The sequence below is a fragment of the Prevotella sp. E15-22 genome (assembly GCF_023204875.1).
Taxonomy (GTDB): domain Bacteria; phylum Bacteroidota; class Bacteroidia; order Bacteroidales; family Bacteroidaceae; genus Prevotella.
This window is the reverse complement of record NZ_CP096247.1, coordinates 393412-409748: the sequence shown is the minus strand read 5'-3', so window position 1 is coordinate 409748 and position 16337 is coordinate 393412. Positions and strand designations below refer to the sequence as shown.

Annotated in this window: 7 protein-coding genes; 3 read left to right on the top strand and 4 right to left on the bottom strand. The window is 50.5% G+C overall.

The genetic code is table 11. The features are described 5' to 3' along the window. Positions 1-3 precede the first annotated feature (3 nt). On the top strand, positions 4-2862 hold the full coding sequence (locus M1D30_RS01530; protein WP_248505531.1) for a glycoside hydrolase family 2 TIM barrel-domain containing protein: 2859 nt from the start codon (positions 4-6) through the stop codon (positions 2860-2862). Positions 2863-2891: 29 nt separating this feature from the next. Continuing rightward, entirely contained in the window at positions 2892-5213 is a 2322-nt protein-coding gene (locus tag M1D30_RS01525; RefSeq protein WP_248505529.1) for a TIM-barrel domain-containing protein, read from the top strand. Here the strand turns inward: M1D30_RS01525 and M1D30_RS01520 are convergent. Together M1D30_RS01520 and M1D30_RS01515 are read right to left on the bottom strand one after the other, a co-directional pair. Beyond that, complete coding sequence (locus M1D30_RS01520; protein ID WP_371874149.1) at positions 5210-7687, bottom strand: glycoside hydrolase N-terminal domain-containing protein; 2478 nt, start codon at positions 7685-7687, stop codon at positions 5210-5212. The genes M1D30_RS01525 and M1D30_RS01520 overlap by 4 nt on opposite strands. A 30-nt stretch (positions 7688-7717) precedes the next feature. Continuing rightward, positions 7718-10261 (bottom strand): endo-1,4-beta-xylanase, encoded by a 2544-nt coding sequence (locus tag M1D30_RS01515; protein ID WP_248505527.1) that lies wholly within the window; start codon positions 10259-10261, stop codon positions 7718-7720. A gap of 147 nt (positions 10262-10408) precedes the next feature. Between M1D30_RS01515 and M1D30_RS01510 the strand changes: the two genes are divergently transcribed. Then, positions 10409-13453 (top strand): T9SS type A sorting domain-containing protein, encoded by a 3045-nt coding sequence (locus M1D30_RS01510; RefSeq protein ID WP_248505524.1) that lies wholly within the window; start codon positions 10409-10411, stop codon positions 13451-13453. A 71-nt stretch (positions 13454-13524) separates the two neighbouring features. Here the strand turns inward: M1D30_RS01510 and M1D30_RS01505 are convergent, their stop codons facing one another. Then, positions 13525-14295, bottom strand: a complete 771-nt coding sequence (locus M1D30_RS01505) for a hypothetical protein (RefSeq protein WP_248505522.1) — start codon at positions 14293-14295, stop codon at positions 13525-13527. A 67-nt stretch (positions 14296-14362) separates the two neighbouring features. Beyond that, the gene (locus M1D30_RS01500) at positions 14363-16333 is read right to left on the bottom strand and encodes a C1 family peptidase (protein WP_248505520.1); all 1971 of its coding nucleotides are present in this window, start codon (positions 16331-16333) and stop codon (positions 14363-14365) included. Between the last annotated feature and the right edge of the window lie 4 nt (positions 16334-16337).

The window sequence follows — 16337 nt, the reverse complement described above, 5'->3', positions numbered from 1 at the left end:
ACGATGAGAAAAGTTCTCGTTATACTGGCAGCATTGTTGGCCCTGCAGACACAGGCACAGACACACGACTGGGAGAATCCTGCCGTGCTGGGTATCAACAAGCTCCCCTATCATGCCACACTTCAACTGCCATCCAAGCAGAAAGACTGCAAGGAGATTGTCTCGCTCGATGGACAATGGCTATTCCACTGGAGCCGTAATCCCGAGGAGCGTCCCATCGATTTCTACAAAGAGAACTACGACGTAAGCCATTGGGACAAAATTACCGTGCCTGGCAACTGGCAACTGCAAGGCTATGGCACGCCTATCTACGTCAACATGAGTTATCCCTTTGCAAAAGACCGTCCCAGTGTGACCAGTGAGCCACCCAAAGACTGGACAGCCTACGAGAATCGCAACCCAGTGGGTTCGTATGTTACGTTTGTCGACGTCACGAAGGACATGCTCTCGAAGAACCTGATTCTTCATTTCGGAGGTGTACACTCAGCCATGTACCTATGGGTGAATGGCCAGAAGGTAGGCTATAGTCAGAACTCCATGTCGCCAGCCGAGTTCGATATCACAAAGTACATGCGGGCAGGCAAAAACAAAATTGCCGTTGAGGTCTATCGCTGGAGCGACGGTTCCTATCTGGAGTGTCAGGACATGTGGCGTCTGAGTGGCATTTTCCGCAGTGTTCAACTGTGGGTAAGACCACTGGTACATATTGCCGACTATCAAGTGACGGCTGTTCCCAATGCCGACTACTCACAGTTCACAGTCAATGCAAAGATTGCTGTTTGCAATACAGGCAAGAGAACGGCAAAGAATCTGTTGGTTCAACTGCAGATGGCTTGTCCAGAGCTGTATGGTGTCAACGTCAATCCTAACCATACGAACATAACCAACCAGCGCATATCAAAGTTACATGCAGGCGATACAACAATCGTCGAACTCACGTATCACTATAATGGTGCACCTCGTCTTTGGACTGCCGAGAAGCCTTGGCTTTATCCCTTCACCTTGCAACTACTTGGCACGAAGGACAGTAAGAATAATGAAGAATTTGCCTATCATTTCGGTGTAAAGAAGGTCGAAATCGTTGGCGAGGTCTTCAAGATTAATGGTAAAAACGTGAAGTTACGTGGTGTGAACCGTCACGACCATCATCCCAAGACTGGACGCTATGTCGATGATGCCACCTACGAACAAGACATCCGCCTGATGAAGCAGGCCAACGTCAACTTCCTACGCACCTCTCACTATCCCGACCGCGAGTACCTTTATGAGCTCTGCGACAAATGGGGTATCTATGTGATGGACGAGGCCAACCACGAAACCCACGGCTATGGCTATGCCAACAAGGTGATGGGCGAAGACCTCACCTTCCAGCAGGCCCATGTAGACAGAGCCGAGTCATTGGTGAAGCGCGACTTCAACCACCCCAGCGTCATCCTTTGGAGTCTGGGCAACGAGGGTGCCCAAGGCCCCAACATCGAGGCCATGTACCATAAGGTGAAGGCACTCGACTCCACCCGTCCACCGTTCTACGACAGCGACCGCCGCTATTCCGATATTTGGGACGACAGCTATCTCTATCCCGATGAACTGAATCGCGAGGCAAAGAAAGTGAGCGACAAACCCTTTATGATGCGCGAATATGCTCACGCCATGGGCAATTCCTGTGGCAATCTGCAGGAGTACTGGGACGTCATTTATGCCGACTCAAGCATCGTTGGCGCTGCCATCTGGGATTGGGTGGACCAGGGAATAGAAAAAGACGGAACTTACCTTTACGGTGGTGACTTTGGCGACAAACCCAACGACGGGCAGTTCTGCATCAACGGCATCGTTGCGCCTGACCGTACCCCTCACCCCCATTACTATGAGGTGCAAAAGGTCTATCAACCACTGCAATTCATCCGCAAGTCTGACGGAACCATCCATATCATCAATCACGACTATTTCACATCCATTGATGAATACGATATCACCTACGACACCCTGCGTTACGATAGCGAGGTTGTTCTCAATGTCGCAGCTCATTTAAAGGAGGATAAGCCCTGGGCCAAGAAAGGTTTTACGATTGCCCGCGAGCAGTTTGTACTCCAAGCATGGGACTGGAAAAGCGATACAAAAGTCTCTACTTCCCTCCTTCACAGGGATGGGCAAGGGGATGGGTCTGTCACCATCAATGGAAACGCACTCACCTCTTGGATTGTCGATGGAAAGGAAGTCCTGCAGGCCCCGTTGGAGCCCTATCTATGGAAGCCCGAGAACGACAACCAAAATGCTGCAGGCTTCGCTCGCCGCGTAGCCATGTGGAAAGAAGTAAAGGATGTCAAGGTGAACTACACTGTCATCAACGACCACAGTATCCTTGTTGAGATGGACTACCAGCCAACAGCTCAAGACCGTCCTGTGATGCCGAAGTTTGGCATGCGCATGCGTATTCCTGCCGACTACACACAAATCAGATACTATGGTCGCGGTCCTTGGGAGAACTATCCTGACCGCAAGCGCTCTGCCTTCCTTGGAACATATGAAATGCCTCTTTCGGAATACGAAACGGAGTACATCCATCCACAGGACAATGGCAACCGATGCGATATTCGTTGGTTCGAGATCTCCGATAACGCCAAGAAGTTACGGATTGAGGGACTTCAACCCCTCTGCATCCGTGCTTGGGACTACGGCGAGGAAGATCTTGAAGGCGCTCATCATCCCAATGACATCCAGCGCAGACGTTTCGTCAATCTTAATATTGACCAGAACATCCATGGCGTGGGCGGCACCGACACCTGGGGCAAGCGCACCCTTCCGCAATATACCATCGACGGCAACCAGCCGCATCACTATAGCTTTATCATCTCCATAGAATAATACTAACTTTATAACTAACACATTTAAGAATGAAGAGACTACTTTCTCTGGCCATCATGGCCATCGGTCTGGCAGAGGCCCAGGCCCAAGACGTAAAGGTTGAGTTCATCACGCCATCAATCGTGCACGTGGTGAAAGGTCAACCCACCAAGACACTGGTCATCACTGCAAAGCCTGAACAGGTGAAAGTGGTGAAGAAAGGTAACATCACCTCAAGTAGCGAACTGACTGTGAAGCAGGATGCGAAGGGCAACCTGACATTCCTCACGGCCAAAGGAAAAGTTCTTCTGAGAGAGAAGAACTGCGATGTAAAAGAGGCTCGTCAGACCTTCACACTGGATAAAGACGAAGCCATCTACGGTCTGGGCACCATCCAGAACGGCAAGATGAACCGTCGTGGCGAGAAGAAGCGCATGGAGCAGTCGAACCTCGAGGACTTCCAGAACGTGTTGCAGAGCATCAAGGGCTGGGGCATCTATTGGGAGAACTACTCCCCCACCCTCTTTGAGGACAATGCCAACGGCATGACCTTCGACGCCGAGGTAGGCGATGGCGTGGACTATTACTTTATGTATGGCAAGAGCGCCGACGGTGTCATCGCCCAGATGCGCTACCTCAGTGGCGACGTCCCCATGTTCCCCCTGTGGACCTACGGCTTCTGGCAGTCGAAAGAGCGCTATAAGAGTGCTCGCGAGACCGAGAGCATCGTCGACCAATATCGCGCCTTAAACGTGCCCCTCGACGGCATCATCCAGGACTGGCAGTACTGGGGCAGTAACTACCTGTGGAACGCCATGGACTTCCTCGCCGAGGACTTCTCCAATGGTAAGCAGATGATTCAGAATGTGCATAAGAAGAACGCCCACTTCATGATCTCTATCTGGGCCAGCTTTGGTCCTATGACCCAGCAGTTCCGCGAGCTCGACGAGAAGGGTCTGCTCATGCCTTTCGAGACCTGGCCCCAGAGTGGTATCTCACACGTATGGCCTCCCATCATGAAGTATCCTTCTGGCGTAAAGGTGTACGATGCCTTCCATCCAGAGGCACGCGCTATCTACTGGAAATACCTGAAGACCCTCTATGACTACGGTTGTGATGCCTGGTGGATGGACTCTACCGATCCCGACTTCTTCAATCCCAAAGAGAGCGACTACGAGCATAAGGTCTATGGCGGCACCTGGCGTTCACAACGCAATGCCTTCCCCCTGGAGACTGTTCGCGGCATCTATCAGGCCCAGCGCAAGGACGACAAGGGTAAGCGCATCTTCATCATGACCCGTTCAAGCTATGCCGGTCAGCAGCACTATGGCTCCAACATGTGGAGTGGCGACGTCAACTCATCATGGGACATGCTGCGCAAGCAGGTGCCTGCCGGACTGAGCTACTCGCTGACAGGTAACCCCAACTTCAACACGGATATCGGCGGTTTCTTCTGCGGTTCCTACAACACCAAGGGCAGCGGCTCTGCCCCCAAGAACCCACAGTTCCAGGAACTCTTTGTACGCTGGATGCAGTATGGCCTGTTCTGCCCAGTGTTCCGCAGTCACGGAGCCGACGCTCCTCGCGAGATCTGGCAGTTTGGTAAGAAGGGCGAGCCCATCTACGACGCCATCGAGAAGCAGATCCGTCTGCGCTATCGTCTCATCCCCTATCTCTATAGCACTGCCTGGCAGGTCACCTCGAACAACGACAGCTACATGCGTCCGCTGTTCAGCGACTTCGCTGCCGACAAGAACGTATGGAACACCACCGACGAGTTCATGTTCGGCCACAGCATCCTTGCTGCTCCCATCGTCAATCCTCAGTATACCGAGGAGAAGATCATCCGCACCGATGCCATGACAGGCTGGAACCGCCAAGATGTGAAGGGCGAGAATGCTCAGGGCGTGGATTGGTCGGCCACCAAGACAGCCACCAAGTACCTGCCCAAGGGAACCACCTGGTACGACTTCTGGACTGGCAAGCAGTATAAGGGCGGTCAGAACGTCACCCTCGAGACCACCATCGACCGTGTACCCATGTTCGTACGTGCAGGCAGCATCCTGCCCCTCGGTCCTGAGATGCAGTATGTTGGCGAGAAGAAATGGGACAACCTGGAGATGCGTGTTTATCCAGGTGCTAATGGCAGCTTCGTGCTCTACGAAGACGAAGGCGACAACTACAACTACGAGAAGGGTGCCTACGCCACCATTACCTTCCAGTGGAACGACAGCAAAAAAGTGCTGACCATCGGAGATCGTCAAGGCAACTATCCTGGTATGCTGAAGACCAGAACGTTTACCATTGTGATGCCCAATGGCCAGCAGAAACAAGTTGAATATTCAGGTTCTAAGACCGAAATCCGACTTTAACGACGAAACACGTAGGTCTTTCCGGCCTGTGTGTTGACATCATATTCATACACCTTACGAATCGGCAGCGCCTGGAAATCAGACAGCGCTGCCGATTTTATTGGTTCCCTAATCTCGGCAGGAGCCAGCAATGGGTTGGGACAAGCGCCCTCGGCAGGTGTCAGTTCCTTGCCCGTCAGAGGCACATACGAACGCAGGCGCAGTGTACCACCGATTGTTGACTGGATAGTAACCGTCTGCAGTTCACCCTTCTTCCACTGTTCGTCAACCACGAAACCGCCACGCGCACGCAGACCCTTCACATCGCCATCTTTCCAGTCGTCGGGCAACGCAGGCAGCAAGTGCACAGCACCGTCATGACTCTGCAACAGCATCTCGCACACGCCAGCCGACACGCCGAAGTTACCATCAATCTGGAAAGGCGGATGGGCGTCAAACAGGTTGGGATAGGTACGACCTAAAGGATGCTGACGGGCAGAACGGTCGTCGGGCAGTAGGTGCAGCATGTTCTTGATAATCGTAAAGGCATGATTACCATCGAGCATACGAGCCCAGAAGTTTGTCTTCCAACCCAGACTCCATCCTGTAGCCATATCGCCACGCTGTTTCAGGGTGTTGGCAGCCGCCGTGAAGAGGTCAGGATGACTGTAAGGCGACACCTGGTTCGAGGGATAGAGGCCATAGAGTTGCGAGATATGACGATGCTCATCGCGAGGATCATCACCATCAATCATCCATTCCTGCAACTGACCATGACGACCAATCTGCATGGGAGCGATGTTCTCCAGACTAAATGCCAGTTCCTCAACAAAAGCCTCATCATTGCCCAGCACCTTCGCAGCCTTCAAGGCCTGACTCAGCACATCGAAAGCAATCTGGTTGTCCATCGTAGAACCAGCAGTGACATTCGTACCCTTACCCATGGGACCATGCTCTGGCGATACGGTAGGAACGGTGACCAGCCAACCGGCAGCCTGCTTCACCTCGCCATTCGAGGGATAAACCTGCATATAGTCCATGAGGAACTGAGCAGCGCCCTTCAGTACAGGATAATACATGGCCAGGAACTGCTTATCGCCCGTATAGAGATAATGCTGCCAGATGTGGGTGGTCAACCAGGCGCCACCAGTGGGGAACATACCCCAGGGCGTGCCGTCCACAGGACCAGCGATGCGCCAGATATCCGTGTTGTGATGAGCCATCCATCCACGACAGCCATACATCTGCTTAGCCGTGATAGCACCCGTCTCGCTCAGGTCCTTCACCATCGAGAACAGAGGCTCCTGCGTTTCAGCGATATTACCAATCAGGGCAGGCCAGTAGTTCATCTCGGCATTGATATTAATCGTATATTTCGAATCCCAGGGCGCATTGAAGTTGTCGTTCCACATACCCTGCAGGTTGGCAGCCTGACCACCAGGCTGACTCGACGAGATGAGCAGGTAGCGACCATACTGCATCATCAGTCCAACGAGGTCGAGGTCGGTAGCATCCTTCTCGAAGGCAGCCACACGCTTGTCCGTCTCCAGACCAGAGTTGGCCGACTTAGGCAGGTTGAGAGCAACACGGTTATACTGTTCCTGATACTTCTTGATGTGGTTGGCCAAGAGTTGCTTGTAGCTTTTCGTCTGAACAGCAGCCAATGCCTTGAGGTTCCTCTCCGAAGCATTTCCACTCACATCTTTGTAGTTAACGAAGTTGGTGGCTGCCACAATATAGATTGTAGCAATGGTGGCATTCTCAACGCGTAGTGTCTTATCGTTCACCTTCAGCGCACCGTCGGCCTTCACCTGCACCTTACACTCAGCTTTCAGTCCAGCCTTTACGCCTTCCTGGTCTACACCGTCAACAACAGCCGACAGCATAGAGACATCTTTGTCCGCAGTGGCAGACACCTGTGCCTTACACTGTGAAGTAAAGGCGGCATCAAACGCTAGCGCACCCTTCTTGCTGGCCTTCAACTGCACGATAATCACATTGTCGGCCTGCGATGCAAACACCGTGCGGTCGTATTTCACGCCATTATAGACATACGATGTGGTGGCCAGGGCATCACCCAGACTCAACTCACGGCGATAGTTCGTCACATCCTTATGTCCCAGTTTCAGCTTCAGGCTTCCCAACGGCAGGAAACGCATGCCGTGAGGGCCTTTCACAAAAGCCTTGTCGATGATCTTCTCAGCCTCACGTTCCTTACCCTGGAAGATCAGGCGGCGCACCTCTTGCAGTTTGTCCAGCGACTCCGAGCTGTTATTGTTGTGGGGCGAGCCACTCCAGAACGTCTCTTCGTTCAACTGAATTTCCTCGGTCTCGGTTCCACCATAGATCATGGCACCCATGTGACTGTTACCTACGGGCAGAGCCTCCAGCCAGTGAGCGGCAGGCCTGGCATACCACATACGGTGGTTCTGTGCTGATGCGGTCATCGTGGCAACCGCCAGTAGCACAATGGTTAATACTTTTTTTCTCATCATTTTATAGTTTTTGATAAATAGGTTTCTTTTTTATTTGATCACCTTTTTCCCATTCACGACATACAAGCCTGGGCGCAACGTCTCACCACTCAGCATTCTTCCGCTGAGGTCATAGACAAAAGGGCGCACATCACGCGCATCGTTCGTAAGTGCTTGAACAGAAGCCTGTTGCTGCTGAATCACCCTGTGGCGCAAGGCCGAGCGCACAGCATACCAAGCCTTCTTCTTGGCCAGTCCAGCCGTATAGAGCAACGGATTAGAGCCAGAGCGCCAGCTGTCGTTATCCTTAATGCCCCACACAATCATCGTGGGACAGTTAGGACTATTCAGCACGATGTCCGTCACCACGCGATAGTTGCGAGCCTGCTCCAGCAGGTCAGCCTCAGAGGTAGAGGTGATACCCATGTCGAGCTCTGTGACAATACACTTCATGTCGGCCTCAGCAAAATGCGTAAAGGTGTTGGCCAACTTCACCGAGTCTACATCGCCCACAGAGAAGTGGCACTGAAGACCCACACCGTCGATGGGGATATTATTCCGTTTCAGGCGCATGGCCAGGTTATAGAAAGCCACCGCCTTGGCCTTGCCCTGCAACTCCACGTCATAGTCGTTCAGATAGAGCACAGCCGAGGGGTCTGCCTTATGAGCATAGACAAAGGCCGAGTCGATATAGTCCTCGCCAATGGCCTGCAGCCACACGTTAGGACGCAGCGTGTATCCCTCAGGATTGGTGCGGATGGCACTCTGGTCGTCGTCCAGACACTCGTTCACCACGTCCCACTCAACAACCTTACCCTTGAAGTGCTTCATCACATTGTCAATGTGCTTCTTCATGATGTCCAGGGCCTGGGCACGCGTCCATCCCTTGTCGTTCTTCTTACCATCAGAACTCAGCCAGCCAGGCACCTGCTGATGCCACACCAGGCAATGGCCACGCACCTTCATGCTGTTGTTCTTGGCAAAGGTCACCAACTGGTCGGCACTGCCATACGAGAACTGTCCCTGCGAAGGTTGCAGAGCATCCATCTTCATCTCGTTCTCGGCCACCATCATACGGAACTGCTTGCCAGCCTCATCACGGTCGCTCTGATAGCCCTTATACGTGCACAGCGCAATGCCGATGGTCTTGTCGCACTGGTCGGCATAATAACGCAGGGTATGCGTGTCGGCATTGTCGTCTATACCATCGTTATAGAACGGTCCCATCGGCTCGTCAGGGTTGTCAGGATTATCAGGATTGTCAGGGTTGTCAGGGTCCTGGTCCTTCAACGAGGTCACCACCATCACCACACTATAGCCATTGTTGGTCTCGCGCTCCTCCAGGGTCCATGTATATTTCTGAGGCGTCTTCAGTTCGAAGTGCCACGAGTCCGTCTTGCCCTTGGCCGTGAGAATTGTCAGCTCATCGCCCACGCTCAGGTTGGCCATACTGTCAATCACCAGAGTCACCTGCGGCATCTTGTCGCTCGTCGAGAAGTCCTCGCACATATCGCTGAAGCTCACATTACCGTTCACCACCAGCTGGTCGTAGCACTGTGCGTTCTGCACCTTGAAGCGCAATACGGAGGCAGGATGCAGAATCAGGTTGGCGTTCTTCGACAGCGTCACATAGTTTTTCATCGTCAGCGTGCCAGCAGCATCGTCGCCTGGCTCGATGGTGCCATAGCAGTCCACCGTGCCGCCAATACTGCCTGTGCCACCCAGCACACCCTTGCCAAAGACGTAGGCAATGGGGTTCGAGGCATTACTCAGAGCACCCAGGGCGCCACGCAGCTTCTTACTCTCGGTCTCAGCACGGTTGTTGTTCACCAACACACGACCATCCAAGACGCGCAACGTGCCCGTCAGGAAGTTGTTATTACCTGTGATGCGCAGCGTGCCAGTACCCTCCTTGATGATGCCCAGCAGGTTGGCCTCCTTGTTGCCATTGGGCGTGATGGTGCCTGCCAGTGTCGCATCAGTGTTCATGCAGCCCAGCAGATAGTGCACAGCACGATTGTCCTTCATATAGCCCTGAAGAACAGAGCCAGCCTCTGTGTTCAACTCGCCAATGCGGAAGCCCGATCCATTCTGATTGGCCTCGGTCAGCATAGTGGCACCCTTATGCAGTGTCACGCGATTGTTCTCCATGGCTCTGTTCACACGGGTGTTCTTAATGGCCTCCTCCACATTCTCAGGCGAGAAGAACTTACCACCATGTGCCAGCACCACAGCATAGTAGCCTGCGCCAGGGGCATTTGCCGTGTCGGCATAGATATGCACATCGCCTTTATAGTTCGACCAGTCGGCCCAGGCGGCTCCCTTGGCCGTGCCCAGATAACTGCGCTCGCCACCAGAATAGAGTTTCAGCAATCCTGAACCCGTTATCTTCGACGAGAAATAGCAGTAGCGTGCCATCTTCACCTTCAGCGTCTTGTTGGCAGGCAAAGAGATGGCCGTACTATACGACTTATAGTTCTTATCATTATTGTTACCACTGATATCAATGGTTGTTTCATCCTGCGCCATTGCCGTGGTCGATGTGAACACCAGCAACAGTAAAGGAATAAGGAATCTTCTCACGTTAATACGCATAATTATAGTTTCAGACTGCAAAGATACGAAGAAAAAAGGAAATAAGGGGCATTACATACCAAATTGTGCTATTTTTGTATTACCTTTGCACGCCAAAACAGAGAATACTTAATTAAATTCAATATTATAAACACAACAAAAACTCTGATGAAAAAGATTTTTCACACTCTCGCGTTGCTGTTCTTTGCGGCAACGAGCATGACGGCTGAGTCTGTCATCACCTTAACCACAGCCAAGGAATATGGCAGCACGATGAAACTGACACCTGTTCCTGCCGAGGCCGATTCCATCAAGGTGGACTGGGGCGACGGCCATCTGGAGGCTTACTGGATGACACCTGCCGACATGCTCTACACCCTGCGCAAGGAGCACAAGGTGATGGGACAGACCATCAAGGTCTATGGCAAACTGAAGGAACTGAGTTGCAACGAGCAGGAACTCACTGGTGTCAAACTGGAAGAGCAGGCCGAGCTGAGGAAGCTGGAACTGAACGGCAACCAGCTGAGTTACTATACCATCAACCTGGGTGATGCCTACGGACTGAAGATGCTCTACCTGTCAAACAACAATATTGAGATGCTGAACCTGCGCGACTTCTCACAACTGGAGTATGTGGAACTGCACAACAACAGCGAACTGACCACCGTGGCCTTTGCCGACGAGAACCCCAACATGAAGGGCATCACGCTCTATAACACAGACCTGGTGCACTTCTACGACAACTATAACTTCCCCAGTCTGACATCGCTCGACCTGAGCAACACCTCACTGTGGGATGTCACCTTCACCCCTGAGCACTACCCTGTGCTGAGCACCCTGAAACTGAACGACAACGCACTGTCTGCACTCGACGTGAGTGGACTGACAGCGCTGACTGAGTTGGCTGTGAACAACACCAACCTGACGGAGTTGAACGTGGCTGCCAACACCAAGTTGACATCACTGTCGGCAAAGGGCGTCAAGGGTCTGAAGAAGTTGAACCTGGCCAACAACACCCTGATGCGCTCGCTGAACGTGGCAAGCACTGGCATCCAGGAGTTGGACGTGCGCCACATGTCTGAGTTGGGTTCACTCACCGTCGACAGTCTGCCACTGAAGAAGCTCGACGTGTCCGACCTGATGTACCTCACTTCTCTCTCGGCCGACGCTACCGACCTGTCGTATCTCGACTTCACTGCCAACTACTTCAACCTGCGATACCTCTACCTGAGGGGTTGTCAGAACTTCACGGCTCAGTCGCTGAATTTCATGTACAACACCATTCACAACCCCAACAGAAGTGGACGTATCTACGTCAGCGGCACCACTGGCGCCACAGAGGCTGATGCCAGCAAATACCTGGTGCTCGACGACTTCGACTGCAACTGGAATGTGGATGTGGAGGGCAACGGCTCGGCTTCGATGGAGCCCGTTCAGCTGACCCTGAAGGAGGCCGTTGGTGGCACCTACAAGGTGTATCGCCGCGATTTCTCTGGTTTGATTGGCTCATCTGCCTTCGAAAAGAACTACGAAGAGGCTACTGATGGCAAGGTGATTCCAGGCTATGTGAACGTTGTTCGCTTCGAGGCCGAGGAGGGCATGACCTTCAAGGGCGTGAAGATCAATGGCCAGCTGGTGAGCGACTCACTGTTCTTCGTCACCACCGATGCTGAGGTGGAGGCTGTGTTCAGCGATGCCAACGCTGGTCCCAGCGACAAGTACGTAACCTTCTCTGTCTATCCTGGTCAGGAGAGTCAGTATGGTTTTGGCAGCAACGAGCCTGAGGCCGAGATCTTTATCGACTGGGGCGATGGCAGTCTGCAGCAGGGCACCATCAACAACAAGAAGTTCACCTATTTCGATGGCCAGACAGAGGGTTCTGAGGTAAAGGTCTATGGCAACGTGGCCTATATCAACGTGGAGAGCTTCCCCTATGGCTTCGGCATCGACAACCGCATCAAGGCCATCGACCTGTCGCACAACAGTGACATACGTACCCTCTGGGCCTATGGCAACGAACTGAAGGAGCTCGACGTAACCAACCAGCCCAAACTGATGTCGCTCGACGTGGCCCTGAACGATGATATCGAGGCACTCGACCTCACCCACAACCCTGAACTGGCCGAGCTCGTGGCCTATACCACCAGCATCGAGACGCTCGACCTGACACACAACCCTGAGTTGCTGGTTCTCGACGTGAAGAACGACATGCTCGACTCGCTGAACCTGAGCAACAACAGCAAACTGATGGAGCTCAACGTGAACAACAACTATATCAAGCGCCTCGACCTCTCGAAGATGCAGAACCTGGATATCCTCCAGGCCAGCGGCAACGAGATTGACAGTCTCGACCTCACGAACAACACCCGTCTGCGCGAGGTGGCTGTGTCGAACAACAAGCTGAAGCACCTCGACCTCTCGAAGAACTGGATGCTCGAGAAGTTTAGCGCCAGTCGCAACGAGCTCGATGGACTCGACCTGTCGGCCAACGAGCGCATCTGGTATGTCGACGTTCGTGCCAACGCATGGGATGCCTGCACAGTGAACGACTTCATGCACCTGTTGCCCGTCTACGTATCGCCTGGTCAGGAGGCCGAGGAGAGCACCACTGCCACCAAGCTGTGGTTCGACGGTGAGGACGGCACCACCAACAAGTCAAACGACGTGGCTCATGCCGAGACCGTCATCCTGAGTGGCAAGGGCTGGATCTCTAACATGAAGAACGAAGGCGACGGCACTGGCTGCGACCGTTCTTATGTCTATATCCTGCCCAGCGACAATGGTGAGCTCACACTGAAGGACAGCGCCGATGCCGAGGTGTTGAGTGGCACCACTGTGAAGAAGGGCTCAGAGCTGACTGTGGTGACCACACCTGCCGAGGGTTATGTCGCCAAGGCCGTCAGCGTGAATGGTGCTGAGATCACTGGCAACAAGTTTGTGGTGACCAAGGTGACCGATGTGGTGGCTCGTTTCGAGCTCTTCACCTCAGCCATCGACACAAAGAGCGTCCTGGCTACTGCCGAGGGTGGCAATCGTGAGATTCGCATCGCCTGCGACGAGGCTACTGACGTAACCATCGTCTCGCTCTCTGGCAAACTCTGCCACAAGACCACCGTCAAGGGTCATGCCGCCATCGCTCTGCCTGCCGGCATCTACACCGTTACGATGAAGCAGGGCAGCACCCAGGCTACCAAGAAACTGCTGGTGAAGTAATCCTTCCCACTGCACATACACAAAAACGCGAGGCTCGCTCCTGAGTCTCGCGTTTTTGTGTGTGTTTACTTTCACCTCATCACCTTCTTTCCATTCTGGATATACACCCCATGTTTGACCTCTGTATTGAGGCGATGACCTTGGAGGTCGAAGAGCACGTTGTTCTTGGTCCTTTGTACATGGTTCGTCGCCTTGATATCAGTCGTATCGCCAGACTTATAGAAATCGGTAGCATAGAAGATACATTCCCCATCCTCATAGCAACTCTCAAGATACATTGGCCCATCCATCGCCGTCCAATTGTTTGGTAACAGAAGTCCAAAACTACTGCCAACGCCTTCAACCCAATAGCCTGTCACACTCACTGAGTCACCTTTATACACATAGGTTTCCTTCAAGGTCATCCTGCGGAAAGAATTTTCGTTAACCTCGACATCATCAACAGCCACAACCTCTTGTTGGGTAACATCGTTGACTACACTTACATCACCCTGTTGCAGGTTGAAGTCATAGAGCAAACGCCAATTGTCATTCCGTCTTTCGAACACCTTTCTGTCCTTCTCAAGAAAAACAGCAACGCTGCCCCCTTTTGAGATGGCATTACCCGTTGCACGATCTATCGTTTCCGAGGTTGCCTTGTAACACTGTTCATTGTCAACGATGGTGTCGCCTATGATTCGCACGCAAATAGTAAGCTCGTAACTACGACTATAGTTCGAATAATACATATTCCACACCTTACCTTCATTCAGCAGGGGATGGTAAACTGACGCCGACGCATTAATCGTTATGGGAACATTGAGGAACAGATTCATTAATGATATAATAAAACATTTTTTCATCTTCATATGTCATCAATTTATAAGTTAAAAATACTTCTTATTGCAAAAGATAGACAAATTAAAGAACTTATTGCCATTTCATGGATTTTTTCACAAATGGCCCACATATTTCTCCATTTTCTATAGTAACTTGGCATCCTATCGGAGCGTCAAACGACCAACCAGTACTCATGTATATTTTTCCCGCATTCTTAATAATTACTTCTGAACCTGGATGTAAATTCAGTTTCGCATTAGCCCAAATACCGCCATCAATAACCAGTTTACCTCCACTTTTAACAGAAATAGAAGCTGTCCCTATTCCAATCATAGATCCATATAACGTATATTTTCGACCATTGGGAATAATAATATCTCCACCTTGCAATAGATTTTCAGAATAGTTATCACAATCTACAGTCATGATACAGGGATCTCTTTGCATAACACTCATAAGATGACCATATTCATCCATCTTATATTTTGTACTATCAGAATCATCTCCATCTTCGTCATTGGGAATCCACGAAGGACATCCAATTGGTTTGCTGCCAAGCCCCCAATTAAAATAGCCATCACCGTCAGCATCTTCAATAATGATATCGTCATCCGTATAGTTTAAAGATGCTGTCGGCATACCAAAAGCAAAAGCCGGACTCATATTAGAGATATAAACATTACTATTATCACCTATCATATCATCAAAAATGATATAATAATATCCTTGATCCCCCTCAGATAATCCATCACTGTTTTTAAAAATCCAATAAGTGGACCCATCATATCTTTGAGAAATCGAATATTGTGGCCGTGGATAATTTGCACTTGAATCATAAAGTCTTATTGTATCTCCCTGATGCAAAGTTCCATAACCAACCAAAGCCATAGAATGCCCCAGCCCAGAGGTTGGCCTCCAGCCAGAGACTAGGGGGCCTTTTGTTATTAAAGCAGTCTTTATATCTCTAAGCCGTTGTCCAACGTACTCATCACTTCCCATTTGGAACCATTCATTTGGTTCGATATTATCGCTTTCACACGTAATGACCTCTGTATAATCGTAATTAACATTTAGAGGATAGGCATCTTCATCACATACGCCATGATTACATATATAGTCAGATACCGTTTTAAAAGAGAGGGCTTCGGAAAATTTATGGGGAATTGAATCACCACAAGAAGCTATTTCTTGTTCGGACAAATCAACCTCTAACTCTGATCTATTATAATAAAGTTTAATTAACGATTCTACACATCCTAGCGCAGAAAAGGCTACACAGTATTTTGTAAAGCCCTGATCTTTTATGGAAGTCAGCCAATTCTTACCATGCCGATTTCTCCAATCAAAAGATTCTACAAAAGGGTTGTTTGCAAGATTCCTTTCTTTATTTTTCTTTTTGTGACCAAATACAAAATATCCACCGACACAATACTCCAATCCACCCAATGAAACATCATCTGAAAAGCCCATCTTTCTTTTCTTTATTTCGTAAGATTCTCTTGAAAGATTTGTTGCGCCAGCAATCCAAGGTCTATCGTTTTCAGTATTAAATTTATTTATTCTATTCACGATACTAGCAATTTGAGCATCCCTTAACTTAGATTGATTGAATTTAAAAACATTTGAATTACATCTTGTTTGGGCTATGGCAATTGAATCTATTTGTATGCTCGCATTGCTTATAAATACTTTAATTCTGTTGGGTTCGATGTTATTCAGAAGAGCTGTTTCCTCAGCATAATCTGTAAATAAAGAAGTTTCATCAGAACAGATTTCCTCAAACATTTCAAGTATAACATATTCATGCTGATTTTTGTCTTCTAACAGAACTCTCACAAAATAATCTGGAGACGTCTTTCTTATTGAACCATATATAGACAATCCCGATATATAAGAATTACTTCTTTCTAAACTAAATGATGAAGAACTCTCAAATGAGACGTTCATTCTTCGAATAGTCCTCGATTCTGCTATTGATTTATCCAAATGGAAGCTATCCTCTGCAAAGACCGGCACAATAAAAAAAAGGAAAAACTGTGATAATAATAATATTTTTTTCATATAC

Excerpts from the sequence above, each read along its gene's own strand:
- M1D30_RS01525 (WP_248505529.1), top strand. The coding sequence starts at position 2,892 with ATGAAGAGACTACTTTCTCTGGCCATCATGGCCATCGGTCTGGCAGAG.
- M1D30_RS01510 (WP_248505524.1), top strand. The coding sequence starts at position 10,409 with ATGAAAAAGATTTTTCACACTCTCGCGTTGCTGTTCTTTGCGGCAACG.
- M1D30_RS01530 (WP_248505531.1), top strand. The coding sequence starts at position 4 with ATGAGAAAAGTTCTCGTTATACTGGCAGCATTGTTGGCCCTGCAGACA.
- M1D30_RS01515 (WP_248505527.1), bottom strand. The coding sequence starts at position 10,261 with ATGCGTATTAACGTGAGAAGATTCCTTATTCCTTTACTGTTGCTGGTG.
- M1D30_RS01505 (WP_248505522.1), bottom strand. The coding sequence starts at position 14,295 with ATGAAAAAATGTTTTATTATATCATTAATGAATCTGTTCCTCAATGTT.
- M1D30_RS01520 (WP_371874149.1), bottom strand. The coding sequence starts at position 7,687 with ATGATGAGAAAAAAAGTATTAACCATTGTGCTACTGGCGGTTGCCACG.
- M1D30_RS01500 (WP_248505520.1), bottom strand. The coding sequence starts at position 16,333 with ATGAAAAAAATATTATTATTATCACAGTTTTTCCTTTTTTTTATTGTG.